Source organism: Streptomyces sp. NPDC046925 (assembly GCF_040644915.1).
Classification (GTDB): Bacteria; Actinomycetota; Actinomycetes; order Streptomycetales; family Streptomycetaceae; genus Streptomyces.
The window spans coordinates 1-24008 of record NZ_JBEYWZ010000019.1; the positions used below are offsets into that span (position 1 = coordinate 1).

The 24008-nt window shown below is 71.9% G+C and carries 28 protein-coding genes and 1 pseudogene; all 29 read left to right on the forward strand.

All coding sequences use genetic code 11. The features are described from left to right. The first annotated feature begins 859 nt into the window (after positions 1 to 859). Positions 860 to 1399 carry a hypothetical protein gene (locus ABZ906_RS42520; protein WP_361392089.1) on the forward strand — a complete coding sequence of 180 codons (540 nt, stop codon included), beginning with the start codon at positions 860 to 862 and terminating at the stop codon, positions 1397 to 1399. A gap of 67 nt (positions 1400 to 1466) precedes the next feature. Then, positions 1467 to 1865, forward strand: a complete 399-nt coding sequence (locus ABZ906_RS42525) for a hypothetical protein (protein WP_361392092.1) — start codon at positions 1467 to 1469, stop codon at positions 1863 to 1865. 76 nt (positions 1866 to 1941) lie between these two features. Beyond that, positions 1942 to 2259: a hypothetical protein gene (locus ABZ906_RS42530; RefSeq protein ID WP_361392095.1), complete on the forward strand. Its 318-nt coding sequence runs from the start codon at positions 1942 to 1944 to the stop codon at positions 2257 to 2259. 91 nt (positions 2260 to 2350) lie between these two features. After that, complete coding sequence (locus ABZ906_RS42535; RefSeq protein ID WP_361392098.1) at positions 2351 to 2767, forward strand: DUF2958 domain-containing protein; 417 nt, start codon at positions 2351 to 2353, stop codon at positions 2765 to 2767. Between the two features lie 182 nt (positions 2768 to 2949). Beyond that, a complete protein-coding gene (locus ABZ906_RS42540; RefSeq protein ID WP_361392101.1) occupies positions 2950 to 4878 on the forward strand; it encodes a hypothetical protein in 1929 nt (642 codons plus the stop codon). Positions 4879 to 4953: 75 nt separating this feature from the next. After that, positions 4954 to 5265: a hypothetical protein gene (locus ABZ906_RS42545; protein WP_361392104.1), complete on the forward strand. Its 312-nt coding sequence runs from the start codon at positions 4954 to 4956 to the stop codon at positions 5263 to 5265. A 193-nt stretch (positions 5266 to 5458) separates the two neighbouring features. Next, on the forward strand, positions 5459 to 6472 hold the full coding sequence (locus ABZ906_RS42550) for a hypothetical protein (protein ID WP_361392106.1): 1014 nt from the start codon (positions 5459 to 5461) through the stop codon (positions 6470 to 6472). Positions 6473 to 6543: 71 nt separating this feature from the next. Continuing rightward, complete coding sequence (locus ABZ906_RS42555) at positions 6544 to 6717, forward strand: hypothetical protein (RefSeq protein ID WP_361392109.1); 174 nt, start codon at positions 6544 to 6546, stop codon at positions 6715 to 6717. 79 nt (positions 6718 to 6796) lie between these two features. Next, positions 6797 to 7522 carry a hypothetical protein gene (locus ABZ906_RS42560; RefSeq protein ID WP_361392112.1) on the forward strand — a complete coding sequence of 242 codons (726 nt, stop codon included), beginning with the start codon at positions 6797 to 6799 and terminating at the stop codon, positions 7520 to 7522. Between the two features lie 73 nt (positions 7523 to 7595). Next, positions 7596 to 8270, forward strand: a complete 675-nt coding sequence (locus ABZ906_RS42565; RefSeq protein WP_361392115.1) for a hypothetical protein — start codon at positions 7596 to 7598, stop codon at positions 8268 to 8270. A 71-nt stretch (positions 8271 to 8341) separates the two neighbouring features. Beyond that, entirely contained in the window at positions 8342 to 8977 is a 636-nt protein-coding gene (locus tag ABZ906_RS42570) for a hypothetical protein (protein WP_361392118.1), read from the forward strand. Between the two features lie 101 nt (positions 8978 to 9078). Continuing rightward, on the forward strand, positions 9079 to 9579 hold the full coding sequence (locus tag ABZ906_RS42575) for a hypothetical protein (protein ID WP_361392121.1): 501 nt from the start codon (positions 9079 to 9081) through the stop codon (positions 9577 to 9579). 166 nt (positions 9580 to 9745) lie between these two features. Then, complete coding sequence (locus tag ABZ906_RS42580) at positions 9746 to 11224, forward strand: ParB N-terminal domain-containing protein (protein WP_361392124.1); 1479 nt, start codon at positions 9746 to 9748, stop codon at positions 11222 to 11224. Between the two features lie 152 nt (positions 11225 to 11376). Then, positions 11377 to 12219 carry a DNA-processing protein DprA gene (locus ABZ906_RS42585; RefSeq protein ID WP_361392126.1) on the forward strand — a complete coding sequence of 281 codons (843 nt, stop codon included), beginning with the start codon at positions 11377 to 11379 and terminating at the stop codon, positions 12217 to 12219. A 92-nt stretch (positions 12220 to 12311) separates the two neighbouring features. Further along, entirely contained in the window at positions 12312 to 13226 is a 915-nt protein-coding gene (locus ABZ906_RS42590) for a hypothetical protein (protein ID WP_361392129.1), read from the forward strand. A 54-nt stretch (positions 13227 to 13280) separates the two neighbouring features. Then, positions 13281 to 13673 carry a hypothetical protein gene (locus ABZ906_RS42595; protein WP_361392132.1) on the forward strand — a complete coding sequence of 131 codons (393 nt, stop codon included), beginning with the start codon at positions 13281 to 13283 and terminating at the stop codon, positions 13671 to 13673. A 69-nt stretch (positions 13674 to 13742) separates the two neighbouring features. Then, positions 13743 to 14798, forward strand: a complete 1056-nt coding sequence (locus ABZ906_RS42600) for a hypothetical protein (protein WP_361392135.1) — start codon at positions 13743 to 13745, stop codon at positions 14796 to 14798. Positions 14799 to 14871: 73 nt separating this feature from the next. After that, positions 14872 to 15306, forward strand: a complete 435-nt coding sequence (locus ABZ906_RS42605) for a hypothetical protein (protein WP_361392138.1) — start codon at positions 14872 to 14874, stop codon at positions 15304 to 15306. A gap of 104 nt (positions 15307 to 15410) precedes the next feature. Then, positions 15411 to 15914 (forward strand): hypothetical protein, encoded by a 504-nt coding sequence (locus ABZ906_RS42610; protein WP_361392141.1) that lies wholly within the window; start codon positions 15411 to 15413, stop codon positions 15912 to 15914. A gap of 71 nt (positions 15915 to 15985) precedes the next feature. Beyond that, on the forward strand, positions 15986 to 16450 hold the full coding sequence (locus ABZ906_RS42615; protein ID WP_361392144.1) for a hypothetical protein: 465 nt from the start codon (positions 15986 to 15988) through the stop codon (positions 16448 to 16450). Positions 16451 to 16615: 165 nt separating this feature from the next. Further along, positions 16616 to 17764: a hypothetical protein gene (locus ABZ906_RS42620; RefSeq protein ID WP_361392147.1), complete on the forward strand. Its 1149-nt coding sequence runs from the start codon at positions 16616 to 16618 to the stop codon at positions 17762 to 17764. Between the two features lie 280 nt (positions 17765 to 18044). Further along, a pseudogene (locus ABZ906_RS42625) lies at positions 18045 to 18499 on the forward strand (DUF6248 family natural product biosynthesis protein). 87 nt (positions 18500 to 18586) lie between these two features. Continuing rightward, positions 18587 to 19780, forward strand: coding sequence for a phosphoadenosine phosphosulfate reductase family protein (locus ABZ906_RS42630; protein ID WP_361392150.1), 1194 nt, complete (start codon positions 18587 to 18589; stop codon positions 19778 to 19780). 123 nt (positions 19781 to 19903) lie between these two features. Continuing rightward, positions 19904 to 20578 carry a hypothetical protein gene (locus ABZ906_RS42635; RefSeq protein ID WP_361392153.1) on the forward strand — a complete coding sequence of 225 codons (675 nt, stop codon included), beginning with the start codon at positions 19904 to 19906 and terminating at the stop codon, positions 20576 to 20578. 298 nt (positions 20579 to 20876) lie between these two features. After that, entirely contained in the window at positions 20877 to 21734 is an 858-nt protein-coding gene (locus ABZ906_RS42640; protein WP_361392156.1) for a hypothetical protein, read from the forward strand. 102 nt (positions 21735 to 21836) lie between these two features. Next, positions 21837 to 22091, forward strand: coding sequence for a hypothetical protein (locus ABZ906_RS42645; protein WP_361392159.1), 255 nt, complete (start codon positions 21837 to 21839; stop codon positions 22089 to 22091). A 102-nt stretch (positions 22092 to 22193) separates the two neighbouring features. Then, positions 22194 to 23105 carry a replication-relaxation family protein gene (locus ABZ906_RS42650; RefSeq protein ID WP_361392162.1) on the forward strand — a complete coding sequence of 304 codons (912 nt, stop codon included), beginning with the start codon at positions 22194 to 22196 and terminating at the stop codon, positions 23103 to 23105. Positions 23106 to 23221: 116 nt separating this feature from the next. Continuing rightward, positions 23222 to 23521 carry a hypothetical protein gene (locus ABZ906_RS42655; RefSeq protein WP_361392165.1) on the forward strand — a complete coding sequence of 100 codons (300 nt, stop codon included), beginning with the start codon at positions 23222 to 23224 and terminating at the stop codon, positions 23519 to 23521. Then, a complete protein-coding gene (locus tag ABZ906_RS42660; RefSeq protein ID WP_361392168.1) occupies positions 23518 to 23784 on the forward strand; it encodes a hypothetical protein in 267 nt (88 codons plus the stop codon). The genes ABZ906_RS42655 and ABZ906_RS42660 overlap by 4 nt, the downstream gene beginning before the upstream one ends. Positions 23785 to 24008 lie beyond the last annotated feature (224 nt).

Genomic DNA, 24008 nt, shown 5'->3' on the forward strand with positions numbered 1-24008 from the left:
GGTGTCGTACCCGTCGGGCAGGTCGGCTATGAAGCCGTCGGCCTGGGCGCCTCCGGCAGCCGAATACTCGAATCCTCCGGATTCTCCTTTCGCGCGTCCCCGCGCGAATTGCCGCCCTCCGGGCGGTGGTTATCGAAAGGCCCTCCGGGCCGTTTTCGATAACCTTTCGACTTCCAGTCGAAAGAATTCCACCCTCCGGGCGGAATTCCCAATGAGCGGTACTCCATATGGAATTGACGATCCGTCATATCCGAGAGTTACCCATGATCGGGGAGGATTCCCTCCGGGAATCAACCGGGAAATTTCCAGTTCCCCGACCTGAAACCAGACTACTCCGTTTCCGGGAGGAAAAAGCCAACTCCCGGAAAGAATACGGGGATTGGCCCTCCGGGCCAACCCCTGGCCACAGGCCCGCCAACCGCCCTCCGGGCGCACAGCGGGCACAAGCCCGGCAGCAGCCCGCCGGGGCCCTGAGAGGCCACCACAACAGCCCTCACGGGCCCAGCGGCCCGAGCGCGGAGACCCCTCGACGCGCAACCCACCAGAACCCCCACCCGATCCCCGAGGCCGCCACGCCGACCGCACCCGCCCACCAACCATCAACCCACGGGCACGGGAGCAAGGGGCAGCAGAGGGGATGTCGGACCCCCGACCACACAGCCGGTACGGGGGTTGACCAGGCAGCTCTGACACCCTCTCACGCATGCTCTGTGCATGATTTCGTGCATGTAAGCGTGCAACATTCCGTGCAAGATCTCGTGCCCACTCTTGTGCATCCCGCCAAAGCGCGTATAGTTACCTCTGTTGAATCGAGCGGCAACTCGGTTCGCCGACCCGCCAGCAGAGACAAGGAGCAGGGATGACCGATTGGTTTCCACTCTTCCCGATCGAGCTTGAACGCGCCGATCTCGGCCGGACCGCTGTTACGGCTTTCTCGGAGTGCCGTAGCAAGTTGGAGCCGTTCAGTGTCGAGGGGTGGTTCGCATACGCTCACGCGGCAGTTGACGCCTACACAAAGGCAGCGGCGGTCGACGCTTTCGACGACGCCATGGCGCATGACGTGGCGGACGCTATTGACCTTCTACGTGACGTTGCCATTGACCTTTTCCATTTCCTTGATGGACAGGTCAAGTGGTCGACCTTTCACCGGAGCGTACTGGGTATCGTTTCGGAATGCGTCGCATGGGACGCAAAGGTCAACTTCCTTGAGGGTGCACCTGAGTTTCCCGACACGGTTGCTCTCTGCGCGGCACTTTCTTTGCGGGCCCAGTGCCTGAATCCCGAAGAAATTGACTCCCGCTTTCTCATCAACTCCGCTTCCGAGCACTTCCAGGAGGAGGCCGAAGCAGCGCGTTGGAAGCGCGTCCGCTACACCCGCCGCACGCGCTACTGCGGCTGAACGCCCCGCGTGGGGAGGTGCGGCAACGCCTCCCCACGCCAACCCACCACCGAGGAGAGGAAGTTTCATGAGCGAGCTTGACGAGGCTGTTGCCTGGTTCCGGGGTCTGGAGTTGGCCCTAGGGGAGGGCGAGCACAACGTGTCTCTGTGTGTGGTCACACCCTTGGGGACCGCAGTGCTGACTCTGTACAGCGACGAGATCACGAGCAGGGTCTGCGATTGCGCCGAGACCCTTTTGGGTCTCTTCACTCTGGCGCGGCTCTACCAGTACACGGGTGGCCTGGTGGTGCGGACGACCACCGATGCCACGGAGACGGTACGCGGATGGCGCTTGCACGTGGGACAGGTCGAGCCGCTCACCGAAGCCGAGGTGTTCGACGCGTACTGCACCGACCCGAACGGCGATCTTGTGTCCCCGGAGCCCGGGACCACCTACAGGGCAGGTGTGACCGTCGAGCCCGCCTGATGCGTCAGCGGGGCACGGGCCCATCCCGTGCCCCGCACCCCGGTGAATTGCCAGCATCCGTAAGGGAGATCACGGAATGTTCTATCCAGACTTCCCCACCATCGAGCCGCGCGGCGGACGCACCTGGTACGCCGTCACCGTCCGTCTCAGCGCCGGACAGGAGAAGGTAGTCACCGAGGTCGAGGGCGACGCCGACAAGGCCGGACGCGAGGCCCTGAGCGCGTATCGCCGCTACCACGGGGCGTACGTCGAAGTGCTGGCCGACGGGGCCCCGTTCGCCTACGTGACGTTCATCCCCAACACGCACGACAAGACGCCTTTCCTCTGCCAGCCCGGCTTTTGCTGGCACCACCAGTGCGGGGAGATCCCGCCCGAGCGCTGCGGATGTGCGTAGAGGGGTGGTGGACCACCCCTCTAGAGCGTATAGTTATCCCTACGCGGAAGAGCGGCAACTCTTCCCGCCCGACCCACCACCAAGGAGTCACATGACAACCGACCACCAGCAGACGCCGGTAGTACTCCCCAACGGCGTCCAGTGGACCGTAGAGGCCGAGAGGCAGCGGGAGCGCCGGGGCCACGATTTCTACCCCTCTCCCGCCGTTCTGGCGACGATCCCCCCGCTCTACGCGACCGAGGAAACCACCGCACCGGAGAAGATCCTCCACCTGCACTACTTCGTGGGCGGAAGCGACTGGTACGTCACGGAGATCGACCCGGAGAGCGGTATTTCCTTCGGGTGGGCGGAAGTCACCCCAGGCGGAGGCGAGTGGGGTTACACCTCGCTCCCCGAGCTTGAGCAGATCAACGTGCACCACGGTTTGGTCATCGTCGAGCGCGATCTGGACTGGACGCCCACTGCAGCCAGCGCGGTACGCGGCCCCGACGGAAACCCCCGGGCGTAGGCCGACCGGCCCGGGCGCCGCCGCCACAGCGCGGCGCCCGGGCCCCCTCCCCCGCGCGGCTGTCCATGCCGCCGCGCCGCCCACCGGGCCCCGGACCGCACGCCGGCCGCCCGGGCACGCCGGCCTGCCCGCCCGCTCCACCGCAGGCCCATCGCCTTCCCTGCCTTGAAGGAGACGCACACATGTCCAACACTCCCGCCGTTCCGACAGCCGAGACCGCCAGCGCAGCCCCCACCGCCCCCGCCACCTCCCCGGAGTTGCCCGAGGGCATGACCGGAGCGCCCTGGTTCACCCCCGACGCCGCCGCCGCGTACGGCGCGCCCCGCACCGCCGTAGGACTCGCCCGCCGCGCGCTCAAGGCAGGCTGGACCGCCGTCCTGGAATGCGTCGACCGCCCCACCGGAGCCCTGATCTGGCGGGTGGTCGCCTCAGCGCTGCTCCGCGCCGACGACCGCGACATCTTCGGACTGTCCGCCGTCACGGCCGAGTGGCACAACGGGAAGTACGCCAGCGGCACCCGCACCTTCAACGGCGAGGACACCGGCTCTTCCCTCCGTCTGGCAGCCGTCCGCGCCACCATCACCCAAGACGGCGTGACCGTAGTGGACCGGGAGGCCGAGGGCGCCGGAACCACCCACCGGGGCCGGGACCTTGAGCACTGGCTCACGGCGGGCGACCAGCACGCCGAGCGCGCATGGGCCGCCACGTGGCGCGCCGAAGCAGTGCAGGACGAGTGCGCATCGGTACGGCGGCAGAACGGCTTCCAGTTCTGGGCATTGGTCGAGGAGGAATGGGACGCCCTGATGCACGGCGAGTGGGACGCCAACACCGTGGCAGCGCGCCGCGCATGCGTGCCGCTGTGGGTCGACATGGCCGAGCACCGCGTCTATGCGCACTGCCGCACGACGGTGCGGATCGCCCAGCATGCCGAGGCCGCCATCAGGCGTATCCGCGTGCTGGCATGGGAAGCCGAGAGCCACCAAGTCCCCAGCGAGCCCGCACCCGTTTGGGCCCCGACCGCCCGGGACGCGTGGGAGCACGCCCGGCGCGCCCGGATTCTGGCCGACCGCGCCGAGACGATTGCCGACGACGCCCGAGCCGCGCGGATTGATGCGGAAGCCGAGAGCGAATGCGCCCCCGCCGTCGCCGCCGAGTACGCGCGACAGCACGAGCAGGACGCGCAGCGCGCAGCCGACCACCCCGACGACACCCCCGACGCCTACGCCCGCTCACGCGGCATGTTCGAGCAGTACCGCCCCGCATGGGTTGCGTGGGAACGCGACAACCGGCGCCCCTCGGAAACACTCGGAGAGGCCTACGACCGCCGAGGCGTCATCACCAAGGGCGGATGGTCATCAGCGGAGCTGCAAACGGGCGAAACCACCCGCCATGCGCGCAACCGCGCGATCTTCGCCCTCGGGATCGCTGCGGCCAAGTGCGCCGAGAACCCACGCGGATGGGACCGCGCGCAGTGCACGGCGCTACGGGAGGCCGCCGAGCACGGGCAGACCCTGTACGGCCCGGGGGCCAGCCCGGGCAAGGGTGAGCGGGAGTCTGCCGCCGCCCGCGTCTGGCGGATGCTGGTTCCCCGGGCCGACAGGTGGGGCAGCGGCTTTGATTTCATGAACTCCGACCGCGACATTGCTCGACTGGACGAGGCCGGATGGGCCGCAACCGGAGCAGCCGACGAAACCGACGCCCTGCGCCGCACCCTGCTGATCGAGCACGGGCTGAATCTGCGCACCGAGCTCATGACCGACATGAAGCGCGAGCGCGACGCACGCGACGCCCTGCGCAGCCGGAGGGTCGGCGACGCACACCACGCGGCACGGCTTGAGGCCATCGAGGGCGGAGCCGACGAGGACGCCGCAACAGCCGCCGGGTACCGCGCGGGCAGCCCGGTACGAGCCGCCATGGACGCCGAGCGCAACGCAGGCGAGGCCGCATGGGTCGCCACACTGTGGCACGGCGAACGCGTCACCGGCGGACACATGGTGCTGCTCGGAACCTACTGGCTCCAGCGCGCCCACGCCGCCCGACTGGCCGCCGAAGACGCCGCCCGGGCAGCCGAGGCCGCCCCAGGCAGCACCAGCGCCCGCACGAACCACTAGAAGCCAACCGCCCCATCCCCGGTCCGGCCCGGCAAGGCCGGACCGGGGTCCCGACCCACCACCCCGGGAGAACCGATGCTGCTCCGCCCCACGCCCTTTCCGGCCCCGCTCAACGCGGACGACGCCAGCGAGCTCGCCGAGCTTCTCGGATTTGTCGTCTCCGTAAGCGCACAAAGCGCCGCCCGACGGTGCGGCTTGTCCGCCAGCTTTCTGGTCTCCCTCGCCACGCGGACCACGACGCAGGACGCGATTCTCGGCGAGTTCTTCACGCACAACACGGCCGGGAAGACTCCCGCCGAATCTGCACTGCGCACCGCCGTCTGGCTGACGGGAAGTCTCGTCACGATCGCGCGGGAGGCCGAAGCGCGGATGAGCCAGCACCCCTGACCGCCCCGGGTGCGGGGTGCCGAGCGCCCCGCACCCTCCGACCCCGGGGACCAGCACCCCGGGCGTGGCCTCCCCCGCACCGCCGTCCCATCGGCGCCGGCCGTTTCCGGCGCCGTCCTCCCGGGGCACCGCCCCGCCCGCTGAGCGAGCGGCAACTCGCCCAGCGCCGACCCACCGCCAAGGAGCACCCCTGATGAGCACCGAACGGCTCACCGCCCCCATGATCCGTACCCTTCTCGATTCACTGCCCCGACGCATGTACACGACCGCCGGAGTGGTCTACCAGGTCAGCGGCGAGCGCAGCACGCTCGCAGCCCTGGCCCGCCGGGATCTTGTCGAGAGCGCCCACCGGAAGATCACGCGGGAAGACGGGACGCCCGACCACCAGGCCACCGCCCAATGGCTCACCATCGTGGGTTGCAGGCAGGTCCGCGCGTTGCTGGAAGAGGTACTCGCCCGCCCCGCCAGCGACCGCCCCGAGGTCTACCGCGAGTTCCTCACCCAGCCCCGCCGCAGCGAGTCGCTCGCCGCGTTCCTCCTTCACGACGCCCGCCGGATCAGGACGACCGGCCCCGGCGGTCAGGACAGCACCGGTATGCGCGTCTGCGACCGCGCGGAGGCCCTCCAGCAACTGGGCAGGGCCATCCGAAGCGGTCACCGAATCGACGTCGACCGCAACGCGGTGAGCGTCCTTGCCCCGGAAGGTCGGCGCACCTTCACCCCCCTGCACCGGGAACCGGCGCAGGGCGAGCAGTCCGGGCAAGCCTCCCCCGCCGCCCGGCGGTTCCACATGCGCACGGTCAACGGCGGTACCCCCGAGCGGATTCCCACCGCCCGGGCACTCGCCGAGATCAACGAGGCCATGATGGGCGACGGCCGCAAGCAGGTGAAAGAGATGTCCGCGGCCGGAAGCCGCGCCCACATCTGGTACAAGGACGGCCGCGGGAAGGTCGAGTTGCGCCCCGCCAGCCACGCGGAGACCGCAGCCCCCGACATTCCCGTCAACGAGCGCCACACCGCAGGCGAGCGCGTCATCGTCCGCCACGTCAGCTGGGATTCCTACAACCGCGTGCACACGGTGAACGCCGAGTTCACCGGGACAGTGGTGCGCTACGCCCGCAACGGCCTCTACGTCGTGCGCGAACCCGAGCACCACACCACGTGCCAGTACCCCGTACGCGAGTTGCGCCCCGCGCCGCCCCTCTAGCCCGCCCGGGGGCCGTGCCGTAGCGGCCCCCTTCCACCACCCGACCGACCGCTCACCGAAAGGCACCCGCCATGCCGCACACCCGATCCGATCACTGCGAGTGCCGCGCGTGCACCTGCGACTGCGGCGCCTACCAGCACGCGCCGCAGGAGCAGTGCCATCCCGACTGCCGCAGCCGGAATCTCGGCCTCATGTCCGAACACGAATACCCGGACCCCCATCTCTACCGGATCACCTACTTCTGACCCTCTGAAGGTGTAGAGTTATCTCCATCAGTCCAAGCGGCAACTTGGACGACCGCCCGACCCACCACCAGGAGCCCTCATGCACCGGTCATGGACCTACGCCAGCGCCACGGACCAGGGCCCGCGCACCCACCAGGCCGACGCCACGGGCGCGCACTACTACCGCCCCACCGGCCGCTCCGCGTGGTGCGTCGCGGACGGCATCGGAGACGACTTCGACCCCGCCGACGCAGCGCAGCGCAGCGCCCCCATCGCCGCCCACGTGGGCACCATCAGGGGCGCGGCGGCGGGCATCCTGGCCGCGCGCGCCGACCTGCACCACTTCTACGAGGGAGCGCCGCGCGGGCAGTCCGGAGACTGCGTCATTGTCACCGCGTGCGAGATGTCCGACCGCGTGGGAGGCGGATTCGACGTCGCATGGGTCGGCGACTGCCGCGCCTACGTCGTGCAGAACGGCGCCCTGGTGCAGGTCACCGAGGACCACACCGAAGGCCAGGAGATGCGCGGCTGGAAAGACCCGTACTGGGCCACCATCGCCGACGGTTACGACCACATCGTGACGCGCACCGTCGCAGGCGACCAGCCGGTTGCCAACGCCCGGGTGACCGGCAGCGTCGACCTGTTGATGCTGTGCAGCGACGGAGTGTCCAAAGCACTGGACGCCGACGCCCTGACACCCCTGTTGTGCGGATTCTTCCCCGGCAGTCTGCGGAAGCGGGCCCGCGCGGTAGCGGCCGAGGCCCGCAAGGCCGGATCGCGGGACAACATCGCCGTGACGCTGGCCGCCCCGACCAGACGGTACTGACACCCCTTCCCACGCGGGTCCGGAGCGGCAACTCCGGGCCCGTGCCCCCGACCCACCGCCCAAGGAGCCCTGCATGCCGAACTTCACCGCCTACGCCGCCCACGAGGCCGCCGGTTTCGCCCTGTTGCACCCCGTCCCCGAAGAGATTGCCTCGCTGCGCCGTCATCTGCGCGCGCTGCACCCCGAGGCACCCACCGCCCCGCACCCCGGTCTGCTCGCCGCCGACGCTGCACTGAAGAGCGCGGCCGAGGCCGCGACCACCGCCCGGGCCCTGACTGGCGTGGCCCGCACGTGCGCCGTCGGCGCGGCCGGGGACCAGATCCGCGCCGCCGTACAGCAGGCCGCCCGGGCCATCTGCACGGTCGAGCCCACCGCCGCCCGCTTCCGGGGCACCGACATGCCCGTCACCCCCGAAACGATCACCGCCGCCGCTCTCGCGTACATCAGGGCGGAGGCCGAGCCCGAGGAGATCGAGGCCATCGGGCAGGGCACCCCGATGGTGCTCGTGCGCTGCTCCAGCGATCGCAAGCTGGGATGGGAGATCACCGCCCGCATCACCGCCGGGGTGCGCACCGCCCAGTGGTGGATGGAAGCGCACCCGCCCCTCGTCCTGCGCTTCCGCCGTCTGGACGGCCGACTCGGCGCCGCCGACAACGCCCGCCGCCTGCTGTGGCGCAAGAACCCCGCCAAGCGCTATCTCGCCGTCACCGACGTACCGGTCGAGTTCTGCAACGACCCCCGCGTCTGACCCCCGCCCCTTCCCGGTCCCGGAGCGGCAACTCCGGGACCGGGCAGCCCACCACCGAAGGAGACCGACCGATGACCGAGCAGCCCGCCGCGAAGCGCGACCCGCACCCCCGACCGGCCCCGCCCGTCGAGCACGAGCAGGACACCGCCGAGGAGCCCGTTTACGTCTGTGTCGAAGTGACCCCCGAGGGGGAGGTCAGGGGTGTCGACCTGCGCGACCAGGCGCCCGAGATCTCAGAACTCTGCCAGTACGGCGTACTGCGCACCGTGTGGCTCGCCCCGGTACCGGCCGCGGAGTCCGGCGAGAAGCTCGCGGCACGCGAGATCATGAACCTCGCCGTCTCCTCCAGGTACCGCCAGGACGCCCCCGAGGAATGGCAGTCGGGGCAGGAAGCCCTCAACCGCTTCCACGCCGAGGACGCCGGGGAACGGGTCTTCCTGCGCACCGTCGAGGCGCACCTGATCCTTGCTGGCGTGGACAACGCCCGCACCACCCTGGTGGCCGCCGGGACGTTCGGCATCACCATCCCCCACTCCTTCCACGACCTGTACGCCTTCCGCAGCCCCGAGGGCTGGAAAGCCTTCCTGGAGACCAGCTACGCAGACGGCGGGTGGGTCCAGGCCAACGGCCATCTCGCCCCCCTGGACGCCGAGCCCGCCGACGTCGCCGCCGCCGTGCAACAGGTCATGGCCGACTGCGACATGTAGACACAGCCCACCGGGCCTGAGCGGACCGCCCGCTCAGGCCCCCGCCCCGGGCAGGCCGGCCGCCCGACCCGACCGCCCACCGATACGCACAGGAGACCGCTGTGAGCCAGCGTTACGAGACCAGCCCGCCCGACTGCCCGCTGACCCTCCTTTCCCCGGGCATGCCCGACCAGGGCCACGGCTACGAGCCCGGGGAAGGCTCCCACGCACTGATCATCGACAACCCCTACGCCACCGCCCACGTCATCGAGGGCCCTCTGGACGAGATCCGGGACTTCGCACGGCGCATCACGGAACTCACCGGCCCCGCCGCCCAGGAGCCCGCGGCCGGGCCCGATGCGCCTTCCGTCTGGGTGCTGCAGTGGTGGGACAAGCACGACGACCACCTGAAACTGTTCGCCGACGAGGAGGGGGCGCTCGCCCATCTGGCCAAGGGAGTCAGGGGCGACTGGAGTGCCATCACCGCCTACGAAGGGGTGCCCGGCGTGCCGCCCGCCGATGACCGCGAAGCCGTGGAGATCTACTACGGCCCGGACGGCAACAGCCCGTTCCACGATGACGACGGGTACGAACTGGTGCCCACCACCGTTCACCGCGCCTGAACCGGCGTTCCCGTGCAGCCCCTCAAAGTCCGTGCGTGGCGCCGGAACCGAAGTCCGCAGAAGGAACCCCAGGGGGTTGACACCCCCACCAAAGAGAGTAGAGTTACCTCTGTCAGTTAAGCGGCAACTTGCTGGCAGCCAGCCCACCAGGACACAAGGAGCGTTCATGAGTACCGCCCCCAGCACCGCCCCCGCCCCCCTTCAGGCCGTCATGCTGACGGTGGACCAGATCGTCATCAACCCGCGCAACGTCCGCAGGGATCTGGACCTTGACGACGCGTTCGTGCAGTCCATCGCCGCCAACGGCGTGAAAGTCCCGGTCGTGGTCGTCCCCCTGGCCGACGCGTCCGGGGCCGGGACCGGCCAGACGCCCCAGTACGAGCTGAAGATGGGCCACCGCCGTCACGGCGGAGCCAAGAAGGCCAAGCGCACCGAGATCCCCGCCGTGATCCTCGACCCCTCGCTGCGCGAGGCCGGGGAGGACTACATCGACCAGCTGATCGAGAACGCCACCGAGTACCGGCGCGGCCTGAGCGAGCTGGAGCAGGCCGACGCCCTGTTCGGCGCCCTGGACGCGGGCATGAAGGTGACGGCCGTGGCCAAGCGCACCGGGCGCACCAGGGACCAGGTGACCCGGGCGGCGAAGGCATCCCGGTCGCTCGGGGAGCAGACCCGCAAGTCGCTGACCGAGATCGGGGCGAGCGGCGCGAACGAGCCGGACATGGAAACCCTTGCCGTCCTGGGCGAGTTCGACGACGACCCCGACGCGGTCACCCGGCTGCTGAAGGCCATCAGCCGGGGCGGATTCTCCTTCACCTACCAGGCCGAGCGCGAGCGGGCCGAGCGCGAGGAGCGCCAGGCGCGCGCCGCTGTGCGCGAGGAACTGACCACCGCCGGTATCCAGTTGTGGGAGGACGAGTCCAACCTTCCCCCGCGCGCCGCGCGGCTGAGCACCCTCACCGACGCCGACGGCGCCGCCCTGGAAGAGCAGGCACACCGCACCTGCCCGGGGCACGCCGTGATGTGGGACGCCGACCACGACACCCCGGGCGCCGTGGCCGCCCTGTGCACCGACCCGGCCACGCACGGACACGCGCCCGTGCAGCAGCCCGACGCCGAGCAGGACCAGGAGCAGGACCAGGCGGACAGCGGCGGGGTGCCGCACGCGGAGAAGGTCCAGGGGAACAAGGACTACCGGGCCGCGACCCGCGCGCGGCGCACCTGGCTGACCACGCTGATCGCACGCAAGTCCGCGCCCAAGGCGCTGCCCGCGTGGACGGCCTCCCAGTTCCTGATCTGCCCGACCCCGATGGGCAAGTGGCAGGGCAGCGGCGCCCACGTGGACATCCTCGCCGAACTGATGGGCCGTGACCCGGAGTCGGACCGCGCCACATGGATCGCGGGCAGCGCCACCGCCGCCCGTCTCTCGCTGAGCAGCTTCGCCCTGGTGGCCGCCTGCTACGAGAAGTACATCGACCCCGCCCACACGTGGCGGCACGACAACCCGCAGTGGGACACCGCCGAGCGGCGCGAGGCAGCCCGCAGCTATCTGACGTTCCTGGTGTCCGTCGGCTACGAGGCCTCCCCGATCGAGCAGGCCCTTATCGACGGCGAGCCCTACCAGGCCCTTCCCGGCGACGCATAGCCGCACGGCGGGGTGCGGCCCTCTCCAGGGCCGCCCCCGCACCGCCCCCAGGCAAGTTCCCTGCCCCCCTTGCAGACGACGACCACCGACCCTTCAGGTGGCCGGGCGCGGCAACGCCCGGCCACCCCCGCCGACCCACCGGAGGATTCCTGATGTGTGCATTCGCCGCCTTCACCGACAACGAGCGCGCCGCCCGGGCGGCACTCGCCGCCCACTTCACGCCCGCCCAGACCGGCGCCGCCGCCGACGACTTCGACCCCGCCGAAGAATGGGGCCGCCGGGTCGAGGCCGACCGCAGCGGCCGACTGGGCCGCCACCGGCCCGCCGCCGAACTCCAGCGCGGTGAACTCACCGCCCGCTTCCTCATCCCCGGCGACCCCGAATGGCCCGCCCAGCTCGCCGACATGGGCGAGAACTGCCCCTTGGGGTTGTGGGTGCGTGGCAACCCGGACGTCCTGACCCAGCGGCCGATGGCCGTGGTCGGCAACCGGGCAGCCAGCGACACGGCCCTGCACCGTGCCCGCGGCTTCGCCGAGGCCGCCGTCTCCGCAGGGCTGCGGGTGAGCGCCACCCTGGCCCTGGGTATCGACTCCACCGCCCACCAGGCCGCCCTGGGGGCCGGGGGTTCCGGCGTGGCCGTCCTTCCGTGCGGGCTGGACCAGTGCCACCCCTACGCCCACATCACACTGCTGCACGAGGTGGTCAACGGAGGTGCGGCCGTGAGCGTGTGCCCGCCGGGCACCCGGGCCAGCCTGCGGACCCTGCGGGCCAGTGAGGCCCTGGTGGTGGCCCTCTCCCGTGCGGTCGTCCTGGTCGAGGCCCTTGAGCGGTCGGTGGCCATGGTCTACGCGGACGCCGCCCGGTCCCTGGCACGGCCGCTGTTCGTGCCGCCGGCCGATTACGACGACCCGCGCGCCAGCGGCAACGCCCGCCTGCTCGACGAGGGAGCGGGCGAGCCGGCCCCGCTCACCTACTGGGTGACCGGCCAGCTCTGACCGGCACCGGCCGGGGGCCTGTCAGCCGACGGGCCCCCGGACCACCGCCCCGCCGCCCCCGCCGCTCTGAAAGGTCTGACGTGAACGCCCCTATGCCACTGGGTCTGGATGCTGCGCTCGCGGACTCCGCCGCCGCCCACTTCATCCACGGCCGCGCCCAATCCGGCGCCGAACTGCCCGAGGGGTACCGGGTGGTGTGGCGCACCGCCCACCGCCCGGGCGGCACCCGCCTGCAGGCCGCCCTGTTCGCCCCCTCGCCCGGCGGACCGGCCCGGGTGTGCACCGCCCGCTTCACCGGAACGTTCGCCGTGCCCGGCGCCGCGCGCATCCTGGCCGCCGCGGCCCGCTACTCCCCCGCCCTGGCCGACTCCCCCGACGTCTGCCCCCGCCCCGCGAAGATTGCCCCGCTGCTGCGCTACGGGCACGCCGAGCTGACCCCGGAGCCGGGTCTGCTCGTGCACTACGGGCCCCTGACCGTATGGCTGCACCGGCGGCGCCTGCAGCTGGCCGCCGGGCCGGGCAGCCGTCTCGTCCTGGCCGTGGACGGAGCCTGCGACGCGTACGGCACCGCCCGGCTGACCGATCACGTCCTGCGCGAGGCAGGCGGCGGGCACCGCTTCGCCCGGGACGTCGGCGGCCAACTGCCCGCCGGAGCCAGGGCCGTTGCCGACCAATGGCACCCGCAGGCCGCCGTCGTGTTTCTCACCGCCCCCGCCGATCTGGACACCGACCCCCTGGGCCGGGGCCACGACCGCCGCTACCGCGCCCTGGGCCGGGCCCTGGCCGAGCAGCAACCGGCCTGGCAGGTGCAGAGCCTCACCTCCGACGAAGGCTCCGCCGTGGCCCTGCGCGTCACCGAGACGGCCGCCGTGCCCGACCTGTTCAAGCACGCGGTATGGACCCTGGACCCGCCCGGCTCCCCGGACGCGGGCGGCTCCATCACGTCGGAGTTCCGCCCCTGCCGACGGGGTTGCCCCCACCACCAACGAGAGTACAATTATCCATGACAGTTCGCGCGGCAACGCGGGCCGTCGCCGACCCACCATCCCCAAGGAGCACCCGTGATCCCCGTTCTGGTCAGCAACAACGAACGCGACCACTACCCCGCCCTGGCCGACCCCGCCGAATGCGACGAAGAGGGCTACGTCAAGCCGTACTTCGACCTGGCCACCGTGCGCGTCATCGCCGAGGACACGCAGGCCGCAGCCGCCGAGTTCGGCCACGAAGTGATCGACACCGTTCACGTCGTCGACGGCCCCGGCCGGGACGGCGCACCGGGCGCCCTGGTCGTCGTCATCTGCTGGATGGACCTGCCCGGCCGCACCGGCGACCCCGTCGCGTTCGTCGCGGCCGAGGCGGCCACCGGCCGGTACGCCGTCGGCGGTCTGCCCTGGTGCTGGTACGCGGTCGACGACCGGCTGAACCCGCTGATCCCCTTCCGCGCCCCGCAGTAGACCCCCCAGGGCGGGCCCCCGCCCCCGGCCCGGAACCGACACCGCACCGCATCCCGGAGGAGTACAGCCATGCCCCTGACCGACACGTGGGTGACCACGGACGAAGCACACCTCTACCCCGCACGCATCGCCCCGGCACCGACCGTGCAGGGCCGCGTGCGGCCCGGCTTCACCATCGCGGCGGTGCGCCAGCTCGCCGCGCACACCGCCCGGAGCGCCCTGGTGCACGGGCCCGGAAGCGACCAGATCACCGTGATCGAGGGAGCCCCCGCGCCCGTCGTGCTCCACATCCGCTGGCCGCACTCCGACCGGGGCGCGGCGGCCGACGCTTCCCGGGTGATCCGGCCCGACGCCCGGGGCCTGTACTGGATCGACGGCCCGGATTGGAAGTGGGCCCGCGTCCAGGACGGTCCGCCGCTGGCGGCGACGGCCGCCGCCCGCGAGGCCTGGCGCGGGGAGCTGCGCGAGAGCGGACGCCTGATGGGCGAAATCCTGCGCACCCGGATGCCCGGGGCCACCTCCTGCCTCGTGGACCTGACGACGGGTTTCGGCCGCATCACCGACGTCGAGATCAACGGGCGCATCGCCTGGCCGACCGGCACGAGCGAGGACGGGGAGGAGGGCTACGGCCCGTTCGACGACCACACCCTGGGGGAAGCCGACGAAGTGATGCGCAAGGCGCTGGACCACGGCCGCGATCCCGTCGAGCTGAAGAGCGGCGGCTGGCACGACGCCCACGACAGCGGGCTGCGCCGCATCACCTTCGCCCCCGCCGACGCCCCGGCCACCGGCAGCGGCCCCTTCGGCGAAGCCCGCGCGCGGGCCACCGAAGCGCGGCGCCAGCTGATCGCCGAAGCGGCGCCCTACCTGGTGCGCGAGGTCCGCGCGGCCGTGCCCGGCGCACAGGGCCTGACCCTGGAGCCCGACCCGCTGCACCCCTGCGCCGAGTTCACCGTCGACGGCGGAACGGCCATCGGCGCCCTGGACGTGCCCGGTGACGCCGCGCACCGGCTGAACGCCCGGCTGGCCGGGGTGTTCACCCCCCGGCCGGACCACGACGACCTGATCGCCTGCGGCTGGACGCCCACCAGGGACGGCTCCCGCCTGGCATTCCCCGCCGCCTGACCACCGCCCCGCCCGGGGCGGGCCCCGCGCCCGCCCCGGTATCCCCTCCCAACCCACTGCACGAGGAACGCACATGAGCGAGAACACCCCGCGCCCCGCCTACCAGCTCCCCGACACCGACACCCTGGCCGCCGCCGTGGACGAAGCACTCGCCGACCACGACCGCGCCGCCGAACGACTCGGCCGCCTGATGGCCGTGGTCACCGCCCGGGCCATGCGGGACGCCCTGACCGACGGCGACCCCGGCGCCCCGTTCGACGCCACCCACGCCGAACTCACCGAGACCGAGACAAGCGCCCTGTTCGCCACCGGCCGCTACTGGAGCGCCGACGGCGCAGAGCACATGCTGGAGGCGAACGCCGTCTTCGACATGAACGAGTGGATCACCTACCTCGCCGAGGCCTCCCACACGGTGTGGTCCTACCTGGTGACCGACCTGCCCGACCGCGACAACCGGCCGGTGTACCGCTTCGATCTCGTCAAGGCCGCGGCCCTGCCCCTGGACTGACCGCACAGCGGGCTTGCCACCACCCAAGAAGAGAGTAGACTTACCTCTATCGGTTCGCGCGGCAACGCGGGCCGGTCACGACCCACCACCCCGAGGAGCACACCGTGCACCAGAACCAGGCACCCGCCACCACGCGCACCCTGCACTGGCGGGTGAGCGCGTTCGACCGCAGCGACCGCAGCCTTGCCGTGTCGCACCCGCTGCACGCGACAGCCGCGCGCCATCAGTACGCGTACTGGTCGGGGCACGTTTCCGTGCAGCCCGTCGACGGCCGCCGGGGGCGCGTCACCCTCGCCGAGGAGACCACCGACAAGACGATGCGCGTGATCGGCCTGGCGGATCTGCCCGGCCCCGGCCAGCCCACCGAGCTGCCCGCCCTGCCCGAAGGGGCCCACGAGGTCCGCAGGCACTACCGGTTCAACCACGGCCCGGTCGTCCACCGCACCGGTGACGACGCCCGCGCCTACCTCAAGTGGCTCACCGAACGCCAGGAGCGCCCCACCCCGACCACTGTGCGCGTGGATCTGAGCACCCTGGTGCTCTTCGAGGTCACGCTCACCTTCTACGAGCGCTCCGTCGAGCTCTCCGAGATCCCCGAATCCGGCTGAACCGCCCCTGCTCCGGGGCCGGGTGCGGCAACGCCCGGCCCCGCCAGCCCACCGACGAGAGGACCACCCCCATGCCCGAGCAGTCATCCCCGCTGGTCGACCTCACCGGCCTGCACGCCGGCACCTACCGCGTCGGCGGCCACGACGGCTCGCTGCTGCACGCCGAGCGCCGAGACGACGGCACCTACCGGATTACCCCCCTCTGGCCCGACCCGGCCCCCGCGGCCGATGTGCGCACGCTCCTGGGCTACCTCACCGGCCCCCGCCACCTTCACCTGCACATCCTGCGGCAGGGGCGCTGCGCCAACGAGGACCGGATCATGCACTGCCAGAACCTCACCGTCCACACGCAGGCCGACCCCCGGGACTTCGCGCACTGGGCCGAGTTCATCCGTGCTCTCTCCCTGGCCTGGCTCACCGCCCGCCAGGCCGCACCCGGCCACTACTACGCACACGCCGCCGACCGCGACGCCCGGCGCTGCGCAGGACCCTGGGACCTCAACAGCATCGGCCACACCGAACTGCAGCTCCCCTGACCCCGCGCCGCGCTGTCCCACGCGGCCCGACCCGTCGTCCCTCCCTCCGGGGGCAGGCGAACCGCCCGCCCCCGGAGGGAGCGCCCTCACCGCCCCGCAACGGGGCCGCGCGCGGCAAAGCGCGGCCCCCGGCAACCCGACCCACCACCGTTCAGGGAGACACCCATGAGCCAGCACACCGCCCCCGGCCCGGACGTGATCCGCGCCCGGCTCCGCGAGACCGCCCAGCACGCCCTGGGCGCGCGCCTCGCCCTGGAAACCGACCCCCACCTGCAGCGCTACGACGTCCTGGACGTCATCGACGACCACCTGGAGCGCGCCGCCCACTTTCTGCGGCAGGGCAACGCCCTTTCCGCCCACTACTCCGTCACGTCGGCCCGGGGCACCCTCGCGGCGCACCCGATGTTCCGCATCCACGCCCGCCGCCCCGGCGAGGACCACCTCCCCGCCGGGGAACAGATCGCGGTCGTCGGCAGCGTGAGGGACCGCGACCAGGTCCTCGCCCAACTGCAGGCAGCAGGATGGCACTTCACCTCCACGGCACTGGAACCGCTCCACTGGGGCGACGGGCTGCCGCCCCTGACCGGGCCCATCACGCTGCCCGGCGGCGCGCACCTGGAACGCCGCCTGACGCATGGCCTGCCGCCCGGCCTCACCGCCCCCGCCCTCCGGGCGCTGCTGGAACGGCTGTCCGCTGTGTGGCACGAGGCCGAGGAGCAGGAGCAGATGTGCCCGCTGTGGTACACCGTGGCCAACCGGGCCAGCCTGCCGGTCCTGGAAGGCCTCCCTGCCGCGCACGAGACGTTCGTGTGGGACCTCCTGTATCCGCACGGCGTGCACACCGAGCCCCTGGACTGCCCCCGCGCCAGCGACCTGCGCGCCCTGATCGAGCAGCTCGGCACCGGCGCCGAGGGCCCGGCCAGCGAGGGCCCCGCAGCGGACCGTGCGGCAGCAAGCGGCCCGGAGGGGACACCGGATCTGGTGGCCGAACTCGCGGACCTGCGGGGCAGGTTCGAAGACGGGTACACCCCCGAGGGCATCCGGTCCGTCTTCGGGCGCATCCAGGACGCGGGCGGCCCCTACCTGGTCTGCGTGTGGGAGTACGCGGACGCATTCGGCTTCGGCGGGAACAGCGAGTTCTACGCCGAGACCGCGGGCGGGTTCTACGAAGTCAGTCCGGACATCCACGGGTGGCTCAGCGGCGACCTGGAGACGCCCGGCGCGCCGGACACCTGGGTGTGCGCGCCCCTGTCCCAGCCGCTGGAGTTCACCGTCACCGACGACTTCCACAACTACGCCCGCACCGAGGCCTGAGCGGCACGGGGCCGGCGGGGAGAGGGGCACCGTCCCCTCTCCCCGCCGGGTCCGGCCCGCGCCCGCCGAACACCCCGACCGCTGGAGGAGCGGCATGAACGAGACCACCGGCAGCGCCCGCAGCAAGCCGCAGGCCCCAGGAGAGGGCCGCGCTGTCATCCGACGGCCCCAGCGCACGCTCACGCCCCAGGAGCACGAGGTCGTAGGGGGCTGCGCCCAGCTGAACCTGGTGGGCGCCCTGATCATGGGCATCGTCGACCCGGTGCCCAACCCCTCGCCCATGAGCGAGGAGGAAGGCGCCCGGGTGCGCCAGGAGGTGTGGCCCGAACACTTCCAGGAGATCGAGCGGAAGTACCCGTGGGGTTTCTGGCGGTGGGCCGCCTGCGAGCGGGGCACCTGCTGGAACTGCCTCTCCGGCCGCTGCGACCTGTGCGTCCACCGCCAGCAGGGCGGGCCTCCGTAGACGACGACATTGACTGGGTGCACAACCAGCACGGGCGTGTGATCGCCCGGCTCATCCTGCGGCCCGGCGGCGAACCCTGCCTGTGGTGGTGCCGCTGCTCCTGCCCCAAGGACGGCGCTGCGCCCGCCCCTCGGCGGCGCCGGAACCAACGGCAGCCCCCGGAGCAGACGGGCACTCGCCGCGGACAGCCGGGCGAAGCAACCACCCGCCGAGATCACCGCCCCGACCAGGCCCCCGAACCTGCCGACCGGGGCCAGCACACCCTCTTCTGAACGGCGCACCGCGGCCCGGCCGCGGCAGCACTCGGAGCCGGGCGCGGCAACGCCCGGCTCCCCCAACCCACCACAAGGAGCCGCTCTGTGCCCGCACACCGCTGCACGACCACGAAAGCCCGCCTGGCGAAGGTGTACCGCAGCGCCGCCCGGCAGATCGCCGAAGGAGGCGACCTCATGGAAGGCCTGGCCGGTGCGGCCAACAGCCTGACCACCCTCCTGGATGCCCTGCACCGGCTTGCCCACGCCGTCGGCCTGGACTCCGCCGCCCCCTGGCGGCGCCTGAACTCCTGGGCCGCCTTCACCGACCGCCGCGCAGCGGTGATTGCCCTGCACGCTCTCGCCGACGAACTGGGCCCGGTACGCCTGCCGCCCGGCTACCTGACCGTCAATCCGGCACGGCACGACCCGATCGACTTCGCGCACATCCTGGCCCTCACCACCAGCGGCGGGAAGGACAGCGTCGTCATGGAAGACGTCGTCTGCACCCGGGCGGCCGGCCAGAAGGCGCTGCACAAGGTGGTGGCGATCCACAACGATCTGGGCACCACCGGCCCGCAGTTCAGCAACCTGCCGGTGGAGTGGAGCGGCACCACCGAGCTCGCGCGCCGCCAGAGCGCCCGCTACGGCATCCGTTTCGAAGTCACCCGGCGCACCGGCGGAGGGCTGTTCGACCAGCTGCTGAACCAGCGGAAGAAGTTTCCCTCGTCAGCCGCCCGCTGGTGCACGTCCGACCAGAAGACCAACGAGGGGATGAAGCGCGTCCGCCATCACGCCCGCACCGCCCGCCAGCAGGGCGTGGACCACGTCATCGTCTACTACCTCGTCGGCATCCGCGCCGAGGAATCGTCCGGCCGCGCCCGCAAGAGCGAGTTCGTCATCGACCGGGCCCAGTCCACCCGGACCCGCACCGTCATCCGCTGGCATCCCCTGCTGGACTGGTCCGAACGCCGGGTGTGGCAGCACATCAGGGACCGCGACCTGGAGTACCACCCCGCGTACGACGCGGGCATGGAGCGCCTGTCCTGCCGGTTGTGTGTCCTGGCCACCCGCGCCGATCTGGTCTGCGCCGCACGCCTGAGCCCCGAGCTCACGGCCGACTACGCGAGCGCCGAACAGCAGCTCGGACACCGGTTCAAGAAAGACCTCTCCATCCGCGAGATCCAGGACGAGGCGCAGCGGCTCGGGCCCATCACCGGCGTCGTTCCGGGAGCCGCGATCGAGCGGCATCTCTCGGCGGACACCGCGCCGGGCCCGCAGCCGACCGGCTGCTCCGCCTGAGCAACCCTCCGGGCAGGGCGGGACCGGCTCCCGCCCTGTGTTCCGGACATCGCTCCACCCTGTCGCCCGCAGCGGCAACTGCGGGCGGCGGCTCCAACTCACCGCCCCTGAAGGAGCAGCACCATGCAGCTGGACCCGCGCCGCGGCGCTCTGTGCGTCATCCAGGCCACGGCCACCACGTCCGCTGGCGCCACCGAATTGGCCGCCTACTCGATGCCCGCCGCCCCGTACGGCACCTGGGCCTGGCAGCTGTCCGTCCTGGCCGCCTATCTGAGCGACCCGCAGACAGCGAAGCAGGGGCCCTGCATTGCCAGCCTGGAGGCGCACCTGCACAAGCGGGCCACCGCCGCGATCCCCTCGCCCGGCGCTGCCTATCCCTTCACGCCCTGGCATGATCCGCGGGTCTCCTGCCTGCTGGACATCGTGATCAGTCCCGCCGACGCGAGCGGCTGGCCCCGGACCTCCCTGATCCTCATGGAGCAGGAGTCCGCCCCCGGTACCTGTGCCTGGATGCGCGTGGAGCGCGAGAGCAACACGGTCGCCTTCCTGGCCCGTGCGCTGCGCGAGATGCGGGCCGAACAGGAGCGGCTGGCCGACCGGGCACGCACCGCCCCCTGCCCCGGCATCACCGAACTGGTCCAGCTGGCCGGCAAGGTGATCGAGTGGCTGCAGCCCCTGCACGCCGCCGCCCACAAGCAGCGCCAGGCCGCGCGGGCCGCCGCCGTCCGCTCCCGGATCCACCCCCCCGCGTCGCCCTCTCCGGCGCGGGACGGGTCGCCCCGCTGGTGGCTCTCGTAGGGCTCGCCGGGGGCGCCCGGCCGGCGGCTGCGGCGGGTGTCCCGCCGGCTCCGGGCGTGGCCGCGGCTTGACACCGCCACCCGAAGGGCGCACGATTACCTCTGTCAGTTCGCGCGGGTTTCGTGTCCGGGCGAAATGATGGCCGGCGGGGAACACCTCACGGTGACGGCCCGGGGCGGCAACCCCGGCCGAACGTCCCTGCCGGCCATCGGAACTCCAACCCACCAGGGAGGAGTTCCTCCACCATACCGACCCCGGTCACGCCGCACGAGGCCGGCCGCTCCCACCGGAGGAATCCGTGAGCAAGGCGCCCCGCCCCCACACCGTCCGCGTCGACGGCCGCACCTACATCAGCCGGGCCGGCATCGCCGAGCGCACCGGCGCCAGCCAGGTCACCGCCAAGACCTGGTACGCCAAGCGCCTCGAGCAGCCCGAGGAGTCCCGCCACCCCGAGAAGGGCCCGCGGATCGACCGCACGGACTATTACGACCTCGAGGAGTTCGACCGCTTCTACGCCTGGCGCCAGGAGAGCAAGAAGAAGGCCGTGCTGCCCACCGCCCCCGAGCTCTACGAGGGCGGCCCCGACGACGAGATCTCCATCAACCGGGCGGCAGAGTACTTCCACTTCGCCGGCGCCAGCGTGATCCGCAAGTACCTCGCGGACAACCCCGGCTACTTCCCCGAGCCCGTCGGCACCGTCGCAGGCCCCACCGGCCGCCAGATCAAGTCCTTCCGCCGGAAGGACCTGCAGGACTTCGACCGCCGGCGCAACGGGGACAACACCGGGGTCTCCGGCAGCCCCGGCGGACCGCGCCCCGGCGGCACCACCCCCGAGGTCCAGGAACGCATCGACACCGCCGCCGCCCGCCTGCGCGAACTCGGCCGCTACCGCAGCGGCATCGCCGCCGAACTCGCCGCCGAGCACGGCGGATCGGAGTCCGCCTGGCAGCGCGCGGTGCGCCAGGCCCGCCAGACCACCGGCATCGGCGCCGCCTCGCCCCGCGACGCACGGGTCGCCCTCGCCCTGGCCCGCCTCGAGAAGGCCGGCGGCTACCACCGCGGCGTCGCCGCCGAACTCGCCGCCGAGCACGGCGGCGCCGAACGCACCTGGCAGAACGCCGTCCAGGAAGCACGCGAGCAGCTCACCGGCCGCTGAGCCGTCGCCGCGGCGCACCGTCCCGGACTCCCTGCGACGGCTCAATGCCACGACCGCCCCGCCCATTCCGACGCCACCACGACCCACCGGGGGATACACGCCATGGACAACTTCACGTGCGGGGCCTGCGGCACACCCAACACCGGCCGGGCCTCGTGCCTGGCCTGTGACACCGCCGGCCCGGCAGCCACCCCCGAAAGCCTGGCGGCTACCGCCCTGGCCGACGCCGGAGCCGCCCACGCGGCCCGGGTCGAGGAAGCCGCGCGCGGCAACTACGGCCTCGCCCTCCATCTCGGCAGCGTGAGCGACGCCCACCTGGACGATGCCCTCGCCCTGCGACGGCTCAGTGCCACCTGACCAGCCGCGGCCCGGCCGCGCCGCCTTGAACCGCCCGGGCCCGGCACCGGGCAGTGGCCGCACCAGGCCTACAGGTACCGCTTGCGACAAGGAGCACCGCGCATGAACCCCGCTCTCGAAGACGAGGACGCCTCCGGGCCCCTGGACCGGACGAGCCTGGCCGACCGCATCCTGCCCTTCATCGCGCAGCACCGGATGGCCACCACCGCCCAGGTGCAGCAGGTCCTGCTCCCCACCAACCGCCCGCACGTCTCGCGCAACCTCAACCAGCTTGAGCGCCGTCAGCTCGTGGAGCACATCGTGCTGCCGCGGTCGAACAGGACCCGTGCCTGGTACCTGACCGCCGAGGGCGCCCGCCTGACGCAGTCACTGCCGGAGCTGCAGGGCCGGCCGCCCTACCCCGTCACCTCCGCCACCGCCGCATCCCTGCGCACCGCCCACACGCTGGCCGCCGTGCGCGCCCACGCCGCGTTCGTCTGCGACGCCCGCAGGCGGGGCGACGAGCACGGCCCCTTCGACTGGACTCCCGAGGTCGCCCACAATCTCGGCGACGGCGACCGCCTGATCGCCGACGCCCTCATGCACTACACCCTGGCCCGCGCCGACGGCGGCCGCACCAAGCTGCGGGCCCTCATCGAGGTCGACCGCTCCACCATGAGCAGCGAGCGGATGGCCAGCAAGCTGATCGAGTACGCCCGCTTCCACCTCTACCAGCCCGCCCCCGCCGGCCGCCGCAAGCCCGCACCGGGGCTGGAGGGCCCGATGTGGAAGCGCTGGTATCCCGTCTTTCCCCGCGTGCTGTTCGTCCTCACCGGCGCCGGCCGCCGGACCCTGGCCAACCGCACCGCCGACCTGCGGTCCATGGCCGAGGTCCACCCCGGCGTCGCCGAACTCGCCCGTCATGTACCCCTCGGCGCCGCCGTCCTGGAGGACCTGGAGGAACACGGCCCCACCGCCGCCCTCTGGACCCCCCTGACCGGAGAGGCCGAACCACGCCCCTGGAACGATCTCTGACCGGCGCCGTCTGCGAGCCGCCCGCCCATCGGCAAGGAACCGGCGCGAATCTTCCGGGGCGTACCGCGGCGGGGCGGTGAGCCAGTAGCGTCGGTAGCAGCGATGAGGAGGACACCGTGACCGCACAACCCGACCACCCGGCCGACCGGCCCGGCGGCGCCCCGCCCATGGGCACGCTCGCCCAGCTCCGCGCAGCGCTCTCGGAGTGGGGTTTTCCCGGTGACCGGCAGCGGTTCGAACAGGAGCTGGACGCCACCGATCTGGACGATCTGACCACGGTGCGCGAGCTCGCCCAGGCCTACCGGCACCGCGTCCTGCTGCGGTGCGACGGCCAGGGCATGGCCGCACTCGCCCGCAGCTCCGAGGACGTGCACGCCGAGCTCCGCCGGAAGATGGCCGAGGCCAACCCCCGGTGACCCACGCCTTCTACTCCGACGCCGCCGAGAAAGCCCGCACGCAGCTCAGCCGGTCCGAGCAGGCCGCCGTCGAATCCGTACGAAGAGCCCTGGAAGACGATCCCGAGCAGGGCCGTGAACTGCCCGACGCCGACCCGCTGTCTGCGACCTACGCCGTCGAATTGCTGCCCGAGCAGACCGGCGGCCGCGGCATCTCCGTGGTGCACCGCTACACGCGCGACCTGGACGCCTCCCTCATCATCTGGCTCATCGCCGGCCCCTAAGGAAGGATGACGACCTGCGGCCGGGCTCGTCCGCCTGGCTATGGAGGTCGGAGCGGGAGGCTTTTCGACGCGTCGACGGATGTCACTTGGTTGCCCTGGCCACGAATCGCGATGAGGTCGGATGTCACCGCAAGAAATGGTCAAGGTTCGGCTGGTGGAGCTCACAGTGAACTGCGCTACGCATGTGGGGGTTTGAGTGAAGGTCCCAGAACCCTTCCGCCGCG